This window comes from Arthrobacter sp. Z5-13, assembly GCF_056499105.1.
This window is the reverse complement of record NZ_CP096460.1, coordinates 1101300-1115035: the sequence shown is the minus strand read 5'-3', so window position 1 is coordinate 1115035 and position 13736 is coordinate 1101300. Positions and strand designations below refer to the sequence as shown.

General features: G+C 62.7%; 12 protein-coding genes. 6 read left to right on the top strand and 6 right to left on the bottom strand.

The window, feature by feature from the left end; genetic code table 11:
* The first annotated feature begins 17 nt into the window (after nucleotides 1-17).
* On the top strand, nucleotides 18-944 hold the full coding sequence (locus tag M1E02_RS05245) for a hypothetical protein (protein WP_479377094.1): 927 nt from the start codon (nucleotides 18-20) through the stop codon (nucleotides 942-944).
* Nucleotides 945-1103: 159 nt separating this feature from the next.
* Here M1E02_RS05245 and M1E02_RS05240 read toward each other — a convergent pair whose 3' ends face one another.
* Nucleotides 1104-1367, bottom strand: a complete 264-nt coding sequence (locus M1E02_RS05240) for a hypothetical protein (RefSeq protein WP_479377093.1) — start codon at nucleotides 1365-1367, stop codon at nucleotides 1104-1106.
* 17 nt (nucleotides 1368-1384) lie between these two features.
* The gene (locus tag M1E02_RS05235) at nucleotides 1385-2419 is read right to left on the bottom strand and encodes a C2 family cysteine protease (RefSeq protein WP_479377092.1); all 1035 of its coding nucleotides are present in this window, start codon (nucleotides 2417-2419) and stop codon (nucleotides 1385-1387) included.
* Nucleotides 2420-2619: 200 nt separating this feature from the next.
* On the opposite strand from M1E02_RS05235, the gene M1E02_RS05230 reads away from it, so the two are divergent.
* Nucleotides 2620-3207 (top strand): hypothetical protein, encoded by a 588-nt coding sequence (locus M1E02_RS05230; protein ID WP_479377091.1) that lies wholly within the window; start codon nucleotides 2620-2622, stop codon nucleotides 3205-3207.
* A 66-nt stretch (nucleotides 3208-3273) separates the two neighbouring features.
* On the opposite strand, the gene M1E02_RS05225 is transcribed toward M1E02_RS05230, so the two are convergent.
* Both M1E02_RS05225 and M1E02_RS05220 read right to left on the bottom strand, forming a co-directional pair.
* The gene (locus tag M1E02_RS05225) at nucleotides 3274-4728 is read right to left on the bottom strand and encodes an FAD-dependent oxidoreductase (protein WP_479377090.1); all 1455 of its coding nucleotides are present in this window, start codon (nucleotides 4726-4728) and stop codon (nucleotides 3274-3276) included.
* Nucleotides 4729-4800: 72 nt separating this feature from the next.
* Nucleotides 4801-5799: a DNA topoisomerase IB gene (locus tag M1E02_RS05220; RefSeq protein WP_479377089.1), complete on the bottom strand. Its 999-nt coding sequence runs from the start codon at nucleotides 5797-5799 to the stop codon at nucleotides 4801-4803.
* Between the two features lie 217 nt (nucleotides 5800-6016).
* On the opposite strand from M1E02_RS05220, the gene rarD reads away from it, so the two are divergent.
* Complete coding sequence (rarD, locus tag M1E02_RS05215) at nucleotides 6017-6994, top strand: EamA family transporter RarD (RefSeq protein ID WP_479378071.1); 978 nt, start codon at nucleotides 6017-6019, stop codon at nucleotides 6992-6994.
* Between the two features lie 25 nt (nucleotides 6995-7019).
* Here rarD and gabT read toward each other — a convergent pair whose 3' ends face one another.
* A complete protein-coding gene (gene gabT, locus M1E02_RS05210; RefSeq protein ID WP_479377088.1) occupies nucleotides 7020-8375 on the bottom strand; it encodes a 4-aminobutyrate--2-oxoglutarate transaminase in 1356 nt (451 codons plus the stop codon).
* Nucleotides 8376-8461: 86 nt separating this feature from the next.
* Nucleotides 8462-9892: a gamma-aminobutyraldehyde dehydrogenase gene (locus M1E02_RS05205; RefSeq protein WP_479377087.1), complete on the bottom strand. Its 1431-nt coding sequence runs from the start codon at nucleotides 9890-9892 to the stop codon at nucleotides 8462-8464.
* 183 nt (nucleotides 9893-10075) lie between these two features.
* Between M1E02_RS05205 and M1E02_RS05200 the strand changes: the two genes are divergently transcribed.
* The 3 genes from M1E02_RS05200 (at nucleotide 10076) to M1E02_RS05190 (ending at nucleotide 13649) form a co-directional block, all read left to right on the top strand.
* On the top strand, nucleotides 10076-11521 hold the full coding sequence (locus M1E02_RS05200; protein WP_479377086.1) for a PucR family transcriptional regulator: 1446 nt from the start codon (nucleotides 10076-10078) through the stop codon (nucleotides 11519-11521).
* A gap of 98 nt (nucleotides 11522-11619) precedes the next feature.
* A complete protein-coding gene (locus M1E02_RS05195) occupies nucleotides 11620-12960 on the top strand; it encodes an MFS transporter (protein ID WP_479377085.1) in 1341 nt (446 codons plus the stop codon).
* Nucleotides 12957-13649: a FadR/GntR family transcriptional regulator gene (locus M1E02_RS05190; protein ID WP_479377084.1), complete on the top strand. Its 693-nt coding sequence runs from the start codon at nucleotides 12957-12959 to the stop codon at nucleotides 13647-13649. Before M1E02_RS05195 ends, M1E02_RS05190 begins: the two co-directional genes overlap by 4 nt.
* Nucleotides 13650-13736: the final 87 nt, after the last annotated feature.

The window sequence follows — 13736 nt, the reverse complement described above, 5'->3', positions numbered from 1 at the left end:
GAGCGCTCTTAACCGTTGTGACCATTCTTCAGCCCGCGGCCGGCATCAGGCCTATGGACCCGTTGGATGTGCTGGCGCGCTGGCGGCAGCGCAGCATGGCAGCCGACTGGCGGGTCGAGGCCGACTGGCTTTGTGCGGGAACACGGTCCGTGGCAACCGCTTTTGCCCGCGGATCCTTCGATCCAACACGGCCCTCGTCTTACAGCGACCGCTTCACCGGCCAGCCCACGGCCGGCCAGCCGGCCGGCCAGCCCACGGCCGGCCAGCCGGCCGGCCAGTCCGCAGGCAGCCAGCACGGAGGCAAAGTCTTCAGCCTTGGTTCGCTTGGCGCAGGCATCAAGACAGCAGATCCAGGCTCACTCGAACCCGTACGGCAACTGGGGGCGGCGAGGGCTTATGACGGCGTTGGCATCGCCGAAGCCCTGACCGACGTCGGGGCACTCTTCTCGGCCCATGACCTTCCCACGCCCATGAAGGTGACAGCTGCCTTCGCCGAGGCCTGGGTGGAGGCCTCTTCGCTCCTGAGCGTTGCGATTTCCTGCACCGATCCCGCCAGCGGCCTCTCCACCTGGCCGCACTTCAGGAACCGGCTTTATGAACTTTATGGCGCACACGAGGACGTCAGCCGGCGCTTCCTGCTTGCCGTCCTCAGGCACCCCAGCCATCACGGTGCAGGGCGACGCTGGGAACTGGAAGCCAGGATTGGCCACATCTGCGCGGACAACTTCAGCCGGAGCGGAACAGTTTTGAGCCGGTCCCCTGACGCCGTCATCGTTCTATCGGAGCGGACCCAGGACGCCTTTGGACGAATCAACAGTTGTGCCGCGGAGCTGAACACCCTGCTGACCGGGCAGTTTCCGGGGGCAAAGGTGAGGATCGACGTCGAACCCCTCCCGGACGATGTCCATGACGTGGCCAGGCTCCTGGACAGCCTGCGGCGCTGACCACGAAAAGAACTGCTTTGCCTGGCCCGCTGGGGGTGTCAGGGAAGGCCGCACCACCGAGGGAGGTCTCCTGCTTATCGCAGGAGGCCTCCCTTACTTGGAAGGCGTCTCTAACCTATGGCTCTCAGCAAGTTGGCCGACGGACGGACTGACTCCAGGCTAGGCAGTCTCGAAGTCCAGAACCACTGCACCCCGCTCAAACTCGGCACCCGGCAACAACACAGTCCGCAGCGTGAGCGTCCCCTTGCCGAAGAGCGCAGTGCTCTCACCCTCCCGCAGAAGTTCGATGCGTGATTCACTGTGGGTGCGAAGGGACAACCGGGCCACGCCGACGCCCTCCGGCCTGCCGAGCCGCATCACGCCGATGCGCACGCCATGGAGTTCAGGCTGGGTGCCCTGTTTGGCGGTAATGGTTTCGCTCATGGTCAACATGCCTGCCTTCACTTGTCCCTGGTTGAAGGTACGGAGCTAACGGATTGGAAGTTTTCACGGTACTCGTCTTCAGTCAGCCAAATGTCGCCGACCTTTGATTCGCCATCACTGCCGGTACCGCCGTCGGGTCCCCAAGGATTGATCAGGTGGATCTTGCCGTCCTTGATCTCCGAGACCACATAGACGTGGTTGTCCACGATGCGGCTGTCATCGACGTCGCCGTCGTTGCTGGTGAAGGGGTTCCAGTCACCGCCGGACTCCGAGGACACCACCACTGGGCCGTCGTCGAGCCGTTCTTGGATATCATCGAAGTTCAACTCCCCCTCGGTGTCGGCGTCCTGACCGGTAATGGCTTCGAGGGCCCGCTGGGGATCATCGTATTCAATGTCCGCGTAGTCGCCGCCGAAGAATTCCGCTGCCGCCTTTTCATAAATGGTGGCGAAGTTGGGGTTACCGTCGGGATCTGTTGCTGCGGCCTCAACCATGCTCGCTTCCACTGTGATCTCCACCGGTTCACCGTCCCTGTAGAAAGTGACCGTATAGCTGCCGTCGTCGTTCAGTTCCATGTGTTCACGGATGAAGTCAGGATCGTTCTGTGCGATGGCCCCCAGGCTCGCGAGCAACCAACAGTCCGCGAGCCCACCCTGCTCAATCCTGTCCGCAGCCAGATCTTCGTCCCCTTCAGGGACCGGATCCTCGATCGGTTTGTGCTCATCCTTGCCTGTCGGTTCGCCTTCGCGGTCTTTTCCGGAACCGGCGTTGACGGCGTCTCTACCCGCACCGCTGGCGAGTTCCTGGTCTCTGGCATTTCCCTCAAGGGTGCGGGAGCCCTCCATCAGCACATGCCCGCAACGAACCAGCGCGGCACGGTATTCGCCCTGCCACTGGCTGCGGAACGCCTCTCCGTCGTTGCCCTTCCAGAGCGTTGAGTCCAAAGTCCCCTGCAGACTCTGTGCAAGGCTGGCCAGGCGCTCACCGCCGTCGCGAAGGGATCCCGCCAGCTCCCGCAACTGGCCAGCATCGGCTCCCCAAAATCCAGACATGTTTCCGCCAAGCCCTTCCCAAGACAACGTGTTGCACTTCCTGCGCCAAAGGTAGTCCAGAACACACCGCGCCGGCGATGGGTAGGAATGCCCATCGCAGAACGGAGACAGCGGAGGCTAGGCTGGGCATCAACAGGCAGCGCGCAAAGGACGCAGCGCCAGGACTGCCAGGCTGGACATCAAGTGAAACAAGGGGAAACGTGAAGACAGTTCGGCAGGACCCTGTCAGGACATCGAGCATCAGCGCCGCAGAGCATCGCCTCCCACCGTTCAGTGCCGCAGTCGTGAGTGTGCTCATTGCTGTGCCTGTGCTCGCCGGCTGCCAATCCCCGCCTCCCGAACGTGACGTCCCTGCGGTGACCCAACCGCCGTCGGGCATTGCTGAGAGCTTCAAGAAGTATTCACCCGTGTCGGCTGAAATCAGGAACGCTTTGGAGGAGAAGATTCCGGAGGTCAATTGGTCCGCGGCGGATGGAACGTCCATCAACAGGCAGCCGGACGGACGCTGCATCCTCTTCCTCCCGACCTTCCGCAGCGACGGTGACCTGGTCAAGGCTTCGGACGGTTTCAAGAAGGTGATGGACGCAGTAAACCCCGCGCTGCAGCGCCACGAATTCAGCACCGTGACCGGACTCGACGAGGGAGCCAAGGGGTACTGGTCCGTCACGTCGTCCAACAGCCAGGGGGCCAAGCTCAACGTGGCGGGCCGCACTGATGTGGAATTACGACTGAACGTACCCGTGGAGTCGGCTTCGTGCTCGTCCGGGGATTTGGCCGGGCTGAGCTAGAGGCCGGCCCCCGGCCAGCCACCACATCACTGTCAGATGCGTGCCCGGGCGCTAGCCGCCTGCGAGTCAGTCCTGTGGTCCGCGTGAAATCTCGATCATTTCCTCGCGGGGAACCACTTTCACGCGTTCCCGAATGATGCCGGACTCGGTCTCGCCGGACCAGGTCACACCGAGTTTCAACTCATGGGCGTCCAGCCGGTTCCAGCCTTCCCAGGTGGTATACCGGATTCCCCGTTCCTCCAGCAGCCGGATGATGGCCTGCGGATCGGGATTCTTCGCGGGAGGAAGCGTCAGCCGGTCCTCCAACAGGAAGCCGATGGTTTCCAATGCATCGCCCTTGGTATGGCCAATAAGTCCCACGGGGCCGCGCTTGATCCAGCCGGTGGTGTAGATCCCGGGGACGGGCTCGCCGTATTCGTCCAGTACACGACCCCCCTCGTTGGGGATCACACCGTACTTGGCGTCGTACTCGAGTTCGTCCAGCGGGGAACCGTGGTAGCCAATGGCGCGGTAGACAGCCTGGACGGGGTAGTCGATGTACTCGCCGGTGCCCTTGACATGGCCCGTCCCATCGAGCCGCATGCGCTCGAACTTGATGCCGGCCACCTTGCCGGCACCGTCGCCGTCGCCGCTATCGCTTCCATAAATTTCGACCGGGCTGTGCAGGAAGTGCAGGTGCAAGCGGCGCGACGACGGAACGTCGGCCTCGGTGTGCTCCTCCGCCAGCCAGTTGGTCATGGTGTTGACCATGGTCTTGATCTGGTTGTTGCTCCGGATGGCTTCCTCGGAGGCCTCATCAAACTCGAAGTCCTCGGGATACAGAACAATGTCCACGTCCTTGGCATGGCTGAGTTCGCGCAGTTCAAGCGGTGTGAATTTCACTTGAGCCGGACCCCGGCGGCCGAACACATGCACGTCAGTGACGGGGGAATTCTTCAACGCCCGGTACACGTTGTCCGGGATTTCCGTCGTCAGCAGCTCATCCGCGTGCTTAACCAGCATGCGGGCGACATCCAGCGCCACGTTGCCGTTGCCGATCACGGCGATTTCCTTGGCTTCCAGCGGCCAGTCCCGGGGTACGTCCGGATGTCCGTCATACCAGGACACAAAATCCGCGCCACCGAAGGATCCCTCCAGCTCGACACCGGGCACGTCCAGTTCCGCGTCCTTGATGGCGCCGGTGGAGAAAATCACGGCGTCGTAGAAAGCGCGGATGTCGTGAAGGGTCAGGTCCCGGCCGTACGTAACGTTGCCGAGGAAGCGGATGTCGCCTCGGTCCAGCACCTTGTGCAGGGCATTGACGATTCCCTTGATCCGGGGGTGGTCGGGAGCTACGCCGTAACGGATCAGGCCATACGGTGCGGGATGGGCCTCGAAGAGATCGATGCTGACTTCGAAATCCCCGTCCTTAACCTCATTGGACTTGGTGAGGATGTCCGCCGCGTAGACCCCTGCCGGCCCCGCGCCGATGATCGCGACCCGGAGGGGCCGTTTGGGCGTGCTTTCTGCCGAACTGGTCACGGGTGCCCTTCTGCAACTGGAGACTGCACGAGCTCATGCCGCGCACAGTATCCAATTCTAGTGGGCTGTCCGTCAGCCAGCGTTCTGGATGGCGACCACCCGCCCTTCGCGGTACAGCAGCGCACGAAGCTCAGATTCCGCGGAGTCCAGCCTCCTGGGATCAATCGTCTCGCCGGCCGCGAAGTGGTCCAGCAAACGCGGATCGACGTAACTCTTCCGAGCGATAGTAGGTGTATTACCAAGAACAGCCGCCGCCTCCCGCATGGCCTGGCTGATGGCAGCCTTGCGGGCGCCCACTGATTTTTGCGGCCCACTCCGGGCGAGGCTCACGGCGGCAGCAATAGTTCCACGCAGGGTCCTGAAGTCCTTCGCCGTGAAGTCGGACCCGGTTCGTTCCTTCACGTAGGTGTTAATCTCGGCACTTGTTACCGGATGCCACCTGCGGCGTTCCCGGAAGGCCAGCAGGCGTGCATTCCCGCCGCGTTTCTTGAGAATGCGCATCAGGGACGCCAGGTCCGGATCGTCAATTTCCGATTCCCAGGTCTTCCCGCTCTTGGCAGGAAAACTGAGCAGCAGAGTGTCGTTCCGCACCTTTACATGGGCGCAGAGCAGCGTGGCCAGTCCGTGGCTGCCATTTTCGTTGGTGTACTTTTCCGAGCCCACCCGCAACGATCCGCTGTCCAGCATCCTGAAAGCCGCGGCCAGGACCCGTTCGCGCGAAAGCCCCTCGGAGCGCAGATCCAAGGTAACCCGCCGTCGCGCGGAAGGAAGGGACTCGGCAAGCTGGAGGGCACGGTCGAACTTCACCCGGTCCTTACGCTCTCGCCATTCGGGGTGGTAGATGTATTGGCGCCGGCCAACAGCATCCAGACCGGTCGCCTGTATGTGCCCGTTCTCAAAGGGCGAGATCCAGACATCCTTCCAGGCGGGCGGGATCCCGATGCTCTCCAGGCGCTCACGGACAGGACCCGGCGGCAGCGTAGTGCCATCCAAGTCCCGGTAGCTGAAGCCATTTCCGGCAGCCACCCTGCGGTAGCCCCGGCCCGTGGCGTTGCTCCGCCTGAGTCTCATAGAATGCTTTCCTGCCCATGCATCATGCTCACAATGGTAAGCCTACTGACTACCTCTGGGGCCAGGGCAGTTTGGACAGCAGGCTTTTCTCTCTGGGCGGAATACTGGCGGCAACTGTGATGTTCTTGACTTTGTGCCTACTTCTCACGGATCCTCCTCTGCCAGTGTTACCAACTCTGGCCCCGTGGCAGGCCCTTCAATGAAGCCCGAACCTTCGATGGAATCCCATTCCGGAGCCGCCTTAGCCACTCCGGGAGGACAAAAGCCTGGCTTGAAGGCTGTAGATAAGGACACGACGGCGGGGATCCTCTTCGGGATTGGCGCTTACGGCCTGTGGGGGCTGCTTCCTATCTACTTCTTCGTGCTGCAACCCGCCGGAGCTGTAGAAATCGTGGCCAACCGTGTGGTGTGGTCGCTCATCTTTTGCGCGCTGCTGATTACAGTCACACGTTCCTGGTCTGTCCTCATGGGCGCTTTCAAGGACAGCACAGTTTTTGGAACGCTAGCCATAGCGGCCGGCCTTATCGCCGTGAACTGGCTTACCTACACCTTCGGAGTAACCACCGGCCAGGCGGTGGAGGCATCGCTTGGCTACTTCATCAACCCGATCGTCTCCGTCCTGCTGGGCGTGTTTGTGCTGAAGGAAACGCTTCGCCCCATGCAGTGGGCCGCCGTCGTCATCGGTTTTGTAGCAGTAGTGGTCTTGACGATTTCCTACGGCAAGCTGCCCTGGATCGCGTTGACGCTGGCGGTCAGCTTCGGCCTGTACGGCTTCGTGAAAAAGCGCGTGGGTCCAAAGGCGGACGCCATCACCAGCCTCACGGTGGAAACCATTGTGCTGGCACCGCTGGCAGCAGCCACCATGGTTTTCCTTGCCTTCAGCAACACCGCCACACTGACCAACCACGGGGCTACCCACTTCTGGCTGCTGCTGTCCTCCGGGATCATCACAGCTGTTCCCCTGGTGTTCTTCGGTGCCTCCGCCCGGCGGCTGCCCATGACCAGCATCGGCCTGCTGCAGTACTTCGCTCCGGTCCTCCAGTTCGTCATTGCCCTCGTGGTGTTCCAGGAGGCCATGACGACGGGCCGGTGGATCGGATTCGGCATCGTCTGGCTTGCGCTACTGGTTCTCACAGTGGACATGCTCATTCACGCCCGGAAGAACTCAGTAGCTCGGAAGCTGGCCCACGCCTAGCCAGACGACGCCTCCGGCACTCCCCTCAGGCGTGGGCCTTGATGGCCGATGCCAGCACTGAGAGACCATCGAGCAGCAGTTCGTCGGTGATGACGAGGGGCGGCAGCAAGCGGATCACATTGCCGTAGGTTCCACAGGTGAGGATGATGACACCTTCCTTGAGGCAGGCTCCGGCCACAGCCTTGGTCAGCTCCGGGTTCGGTTCCTTGGAGCCGGAGTGCACCAGTTCGATGGCCAGCATGGCGCCGCGGCCGCGGATGTCACCGATTACGGAGACTTCCTCAGCGAGTTCGCGCAGCTTGCCCGTTGCCAGCTCTTCGATGTGCTTGGCGCGGGCGTTGAGATCGTACTCCTCCATGGAGCCGATCGACGCGAGGGCAGCGGCGCACGCTACCGGGTTGCCGCCGTAGGTGCCGCCCAGGCCGCCCGGGTGGACGGCGTCGAGCAGGTCAGCGCGGCCGGTGATAGCCGAGAGCGGCATGCCACCGGCGATGCCCTTGGCCATGGTGATGATGTCCGGAACAACGCCCTCGTGATTAACCGCGAACCATTCGCCCGTGCGGCAGAAACCTGACTGGACCTCGTCGGCAATGAAGACGATGCCCTTGTCCTTGGCCCACGCCGAGAGGGCCGGCAGGAAGCCGTCCGCCGGGACAATGAACCCGCCTTCACCCTGGATCGGCTCGATGATGATGGCAGCAACCTGGTCGCCACCGATCTGCTTCTCGATCATGGTGATGGCGCGCTTGGCGGCCTCGGCACCGGTGATCGAGGGGTTCTCCTCGCGGAAGGGGTAGCTCATGGGCATGCGGTAAACCTCGGGCGCGAACGGGCCGAAGTTGGTTTTGTACGGCATCGCCTTCGCCGTCAGTGCCATGGTCAGGTTGGTGCGGCCATGGTAGGCGTGGTCAAAGGCGACGACGGCGTCCCGGCCGGTGGCCAGGCGAGCCACCTTGACGGCGTTCTCAACAGCTTCCGCACCGGAGTTGAAGAGGACCGTCCGCTTCTCATAGTCGCCGGGGGTGAGCCGGTTGAGCTGCTCGGCGACGGCCACGTAGCCCTCGTACGGGGTGACCATAAAGCAGGTGTGCGTGAAGTGCTCCACCGCTTCCTTCACTGCACCGACGACGGCGGGATCGGAAGCACCGACGCTTGTCACGGCGATGCCTGAACCAAGATCAATGAAGGAGTTTCCGTCGACGTCGTGGATGATCCCGCCGTCGGCGTCCGCTACATAAACAGGGACGGCGGAGGCGACGCCGGCAGCCACCACTGCCTTACGGCGTTCGGTCAGAGCTACTGACTTGGGGCCGGGGAAGTCGGCATGGACACGGCGCTTCTGCTCGAGACGGTAGGTGATTTCACTTGCTGTGGCGGTCATTGAGAAGCCTTTCTTACTACTGAATTGGGCCCACGTCGGGAGGGTTCCCTGGCCGAAGCGGAGCGAGGTTAGGGTGCCGGTGGGGACTATGCGTCCAGCGCGCTCATCACGTGCTTGATGCGGGTGTAATCCTCGACGCCGTACATGGACAGGTCCTTGCCGTAACCGGATTGCTTGAAACCTCCGTGCGGCATTTCCGCGGTGAGCAGGATGTGCGTGTTGATCCAGACAGCACCGAAGTCGAGGTCACGGCTGACCCGCATGGCAGTACCGTGGTCGCTGGTCCAGACGCTTGACGCGAGGGCGTACTCGACGTCGTTGGCCAGGGTGACCGCTTCTTCCTCGCTGCTGAACTTCTGGACAGTGATGATGGGGCCGAACGTTTCCTGCTGCACCACACTGTCTGTCTGCTTGGCTCCGGTGATGATGGTGGGCTCAAAGAAGAAGCCCCGGTCCCCCGCCCGTTTGCCACCGATTTCAATCCGGCAGTTCTCCGGGAGGGACTCCACCACGGCGCTGACAGCCTTGAAATGGTTGACGTTGTTCAGCGGGCCGAAGTAGTTTTCTTCATCGTTCTGGGAGCCGGTGTGCAGGGTCTTGGTGTGGTCCACCATGGCGGACACGACGTCGTCGTGCACTGAGTCCTCAACGAGCACGCGGGTGATGGCCGTGCAGTCCTGGCCCGCATTGAAGAAGGCGAACTCAGCAATGGCTGCCGCGCTCTTCTTGATATCAGCGTCCTTGAAGACAATGGCAGGTGCCTTGCCGCCCAGCTCGAGATGGGCACGCTTGAGGCCTTTGGCAGCTCCGGAAGCCACGGCGATACCCGCCCTGACTGAACCGGTAATGGACACGAGGCCCGGGACCTTGTGCTCCACCATCATCGAACCGGTCTCGCCGGTGCCAAGGATCACGTTGAGCACGCCGGCGGGAAGGATATCCGCTGCCAGCCTGGCAAGGACCAGCGTGGATTCCGGAGTGGTGTCCGAGGGCTTCAGCACAACAGTGTTGCCGGCAGCGAGGGCCGGACCGATTTTCCAGATGGCCATAAGGAACGGGTAATTCCAGGGAGCAACCTGAGCCACGACGCCGATGGGCTCGCGGCGGACAAAGGAGGTGTGGCCTTCGAAGTACTCGCCGGCGGACTTGCCCTCCAGGATGCGCGCGGCACCGGCGAAGAACCGCATTTGGTCTGCTCCGGCTGCAACTTCCTCTGAGGCGATCAGGGAGCGGACCTGCCCGGTGTTACGGTGCTGGGCCTCGACAATTTCGTCGCTGTTGGCCTCGATGGCGTCAGCAAGTTTGAGCAGCATCAGCTGGCGCTGGCCCGGCGTGGTGTGCTTCCAGCTCTTGAAAGCCCCGGCGGCCGCCGTCATGGCGGCATCAACGTCAGCCTGGCCGGAAACCGGAGATTTCGCCACGACGTCACCGTTGGTGGGATTCACAATGTCCAGCAACGCGGTGCCGGACGGCGTGACGAACTCGCCGTTGATGAAGTTCTGCAAGGTTTGAACCACGGTGTGCAACCTCTTTCGTACTGACTCAGGCAAAGAGCCTTTATGTGATGCGGAGCATAGGAGCATGCCTCCGATACGGCTGCAACGAGCCTATGCCTTGCCCTCAGAGCTGGGAATAGCCACCTGCACACCTTTGCCCGAATCCTTTAGTGCGATGACACAGCACAGGGCTATCCTTTACGCATGGCAATCTCACTCGCAGCCCTGCTGGGGGTGCAAGCTCTGAAACTCCGCAAATCCGGCCTGGCGGAGACCACCTGGCATCAGGACATTCATTGGGTGGCCGTCACGGAACAAGAGGATCCCCAGCGGTTCCTCAACGGCGGAGAGCTGGTGCTCACCACGGGCATGCGGCTGCGCACGGCTCCGGAGCAGCGCCGCTTCGTCCGCCAGGTACAACGGGCCGGTGCGGTGGGGATCGGCTTCGGAACGGGGCTGACGCATGAGGATGTCCCGCCGGCACTGATCGCCGAAGCTAACCGCTGGGGACTTCCGGTGGTAGAAGTGCCCTACGAGACCCCGTTCATCGCCATCGGCAAACTGGTGGCCGATGCGCAGTCGGCCGACCATTACGCCAAACTTGAGCGTCTCATCGCCGGTCATCAGATCCTGGCCCGGGCACTGCTGACGGGCGGCGGGCTTTCGGAGCTTCTCCGGCACCTCGGTTCCATGCTCCGCACCGAGATCATCCTGACCCAGTTCACCGCGCAGCTTTACAACAGCGCTGCCGGAAACCCTTCCCCCACAGCTGACGGGTGGGCGTCCTACCCCATTCCCACGGGCCGCCGGGATGCCTGCACTCTTTGGGTCAAAAAGCCTTTCGAGGATTCAGGGATCGTCAACTACGCCCAAAACCTCATCAGCGTGGAGCTGAACAACATGATGAAGCAGCGGCAGTCCCAGCGGGCATTGTCGGGGCAGGTCCTTGAGGACGTTATTCACGGCACGCTGGAACCCAGTGAAGCTTCCCGGCGACTGGCGGGGATAGGGGTGAACAGCACACGCAAGAACGTGGTCCTGCTGGCCGAATCCGCGGCGCACCAGAAACAACTCGTCAGCTCCTCACTTCCGCCCGAGCTGGAGCAGGGGGTCACCGCCGTCGTCGGCAAGGACCTTATTACTGTCATCCCCGACGACGGCAGCGGTTCCGGCGCGCTCGCCAAGCGCCTCAGCGATCACCTCGCCGAGGCAGGCATCCACGCCACAATTGGCATGGGCGGCGCGTACACCAAGCCGAACGGGCTCCGCTGGAGCTACTTCGAGGCCCGTGATGCCGCCAGCCGTGGCCTGCCAGTGAACGAACCGGAACGGCTTAGCCTGACGTCGCTGCTGCTGGCCAGCGAAGACGTACCCCTGGCGGACATGGCCAACGAGTCCCTCAATCCGCTGCGGACTTTCGATGCCACTCATGGTGCCGAGCTGATGACCACGCTGGAGAGTTACCTCAGCAACAACGGGTCGGTGGCCGCCGTCGCCGAAGCCCTGACCCTGCACCGCAATACAGTGCGGTACCGCCTTGCCCAGATCACCGAAATGACCGGCTACGATCCGTCCATCACGGCGGACCGGGTACAACTGTGGCTCGCCTTGGCAGTCTCCCGTCTGGGCGCGCGGCACGCCGGCAGATAGCCACTCGAATCTGGTGACCGGCTTCTGGTTCCGCAATTGGAGCGCGATCTGCGCCACTTAAGTTCTCACCGCAAACGTCTAACGTCTAACCTTTGATAATGGCTAGAACGACGACGGCGCCCCTGCGGACCGCTGCACCTCTTGACCACGGTGCAGCAGCAGATCCGGCAGTGGACCCACAAGCAGACGGAACCCGTTTAGACGGTGCGGCAACTAACACCGTTGCCGACGAAGTCCCGGGCGTCCCTTCAAAGCCCCGTTCCGTGCTGATTCTGGGCGTCATCGCTGTTGTGCTGATCGGCCTGAATCTGCGGGCGGGCATCACGGGAGCTTCGGCGTTGTTCCATGATCTGCAGCAGGTACTGGGTTACGGACCCTTTATTGCCTCAGTGATCCCGTCGATCCCCACCCTCTGCTTCGCCGTCGCCGGGGCCGCCACATCCTGGCTGACCCGCCGGTTGGGCGTCGAAAAATCCATACTGCTGGCCTTGGGAATGTTGACGGCCGGACTCCTGCTGCGGGGCATCCCCTCCACCGGAATGCTGCTGGCAGGAACTGTGGCGGCAATGTCCGGCCTGGCGGTCTGCAACGTCGCGATGCCCTCCTTCATCCGTGAGCATTACGCGCACCGGACATCACTCATGACCGGCCTCTACACCGTCACCATGACCACCGGAGCCACCCTCTCCTCCGTACTGATCGTCCCCCTCGCCCATCAGCTGGGTTCACCCTCCCTGGGTGTCGGGGCAATCGGACTGCTCTCCGCCGCCGCCTTCCTCGGGTTCCTGCCTGTAGCCCTGCGTGCGCACCGGGCGCCAAGGGCTGTGGCTCCATTGCATTTCTCGCCTTGGCAGATGCTGCGGACCCGCAAGGGCCTGCTCATCACGGCCATCTTCACGCTGCAAGCGTTGCTGGCCTACTCCATCTTGAGCTGGTTCCCGTACATGCTCACCACCGTAGGCCTGACTGCGGCGGACAGCGGGCTGCTCTTCGGGCTCATGCAGCTCGTCTCGGTTCCCTCAGGGATGGTACTCATTGCCCTCGGCTCCCGGCCGCGGATGCTGCGGCCAGCTTTTTACCTGGCAACCACCGCCATGGTCCTGGGAATCGCCGCGCTGCTCTTCCTGCCCGCGTCCCTTGCCGCCGTACCGGCAGCAGTACTGGGCTTCGGGCTCGGAATTTTCCCGCTGGTCATGGTGATGATCAGCCGCAGCGGGCGCACGACGGCGGAAACCACGGCAATCTCCACCTTGGCGCAGTCGGTGGGGTACCTGCTGGGAACGGCAGGACCGTTCGGGATGGGCCTGCTGCACAGCGCCACCGGAAGCTGGACCCTCCCCCTGGCGCTGTTGCTCGCCGTCGCCCTTATACAGATCGTGGTGGCCCATCAGCTCACCAGTGAACGAACAGGGAAAAAGATCCCGGTGGTTAAGCCATGAGCCTCACTGCCTCTTCCCGGCCGGCGCTGGCCGAAGAAGTTACTGCCAAGCTGCGGAAAATGATCCAGTCCGGGGAATGGCCCCTGCAGGAAAGGATCCCTGCCGAACCCGAGTTGATGGCTGCGCTTGGCGTCTCCCGCGGCACCTTGCGTGAAGCCATTAAATCGTTGGCGCACAGCGGAATGCTGGAGGTCCGGAGGGGCGACGGAACCTATGTCCGGGCCACGAGCGAGCTTTCGGGAGCTGCCCGCCGGATGTACAAGGACCACACCGAAGAGCACATCCTCGAGGTGCGGGTTGGGTTGGACACCCAGGCTGCACGGCTTGCTGCCCGCAACGCCACCGAAGCCGACATCACCGCGATGCGCTCGCTCCTGGCCGTACGGCAGAACGCCTGGACTGCAAGAGACTACGCAACGTGGGCCCGGGCGGACTGGGAGTTTCACGAGGCAGTTGCCCAGGCATCGGGGAATCCCCTGCTTCATCAGCTCTACACCAGTTTCGGCGGAGTCTTCCACAGCGATCTTGTGCGCCAGCAACTCCGCCCCGGTTTCGACGGAGTTCCGGCTGCGGGTCACGGCGAACTCTTGGACGCCATCGAAGCGCACGACGAGACCGCCGCCGTCGAAAGTGTACAGCGCGCTTTGAACTCATGCGCTGAGTGGCTGCGGGAGTGGCTGCCGCAGTAGCCCGCTGAACTTCCTTCGAAATGTCAGTAGGCTTACTGTTTCAGGGTTACCTTTTCACCGAACCCTGAATGCAGCTTTGCCCGCCGA

Bases quoted from the DNA above. Each gene is read 5' to 3' on its own strand.
- gabT (WP_479377088.1), bottom strand. From the start codon at position 8,375: ATGACCGCCACAGCAAGTGAAATCACCTACCGTCTCGAGCAGAAGCGC.
- M1E02_RS05220 (WP_479377089.1), bottom strand. From the start codon at position 5,799: ATGAGACTCAGGCGGAGCAACGCCACGGGCCGGGGCTACCGCAGGGTG.
- M1E02_RS05195 (WP_479377085.1), top strand. From the start codon at position 11,620: ATGGCTAGAACGACGACGGCGCCCCTGCGGACCGCTGCACCTCTTGAC.
- M1E02_RS05235 (WP_479377092.1), bottom strand. From the start codon at position 2,419: ATGTCTGGATTTTGGGGAGCCGATGCTGGCCAGTTGCGGGAGCTGGCG.
- M1E02_RS05240 (WP_479377093.1), bottom strand. From the start codon at position 1,367: ATGAGCGAAACCATTACCGCCAAACAGGGCACCCAGCCTGAACTCCAT.
- rarD (WP_479378071.1), top strand. From the start codon at position 6,017: ATGGAATCCCATTCCGGAGCCGCCTTAGCCACTCCGGGAGGACAAAAG.
- M1E02_RS05190 (WP_479377084.1), top strand. From the start codon at position 12,957: ATGAGCCTCACTGCCTCTTCCCGGCCGGCGCTGGCCGAAGAAGTTACT.
- M1E02_RS05200 (WP_479377086.1), top strand. From the start codon at position 10,076: ATGGCAATCTCACTCGCAGCCCTGCTGGGGGTGCAAGCTCTGAAACTC.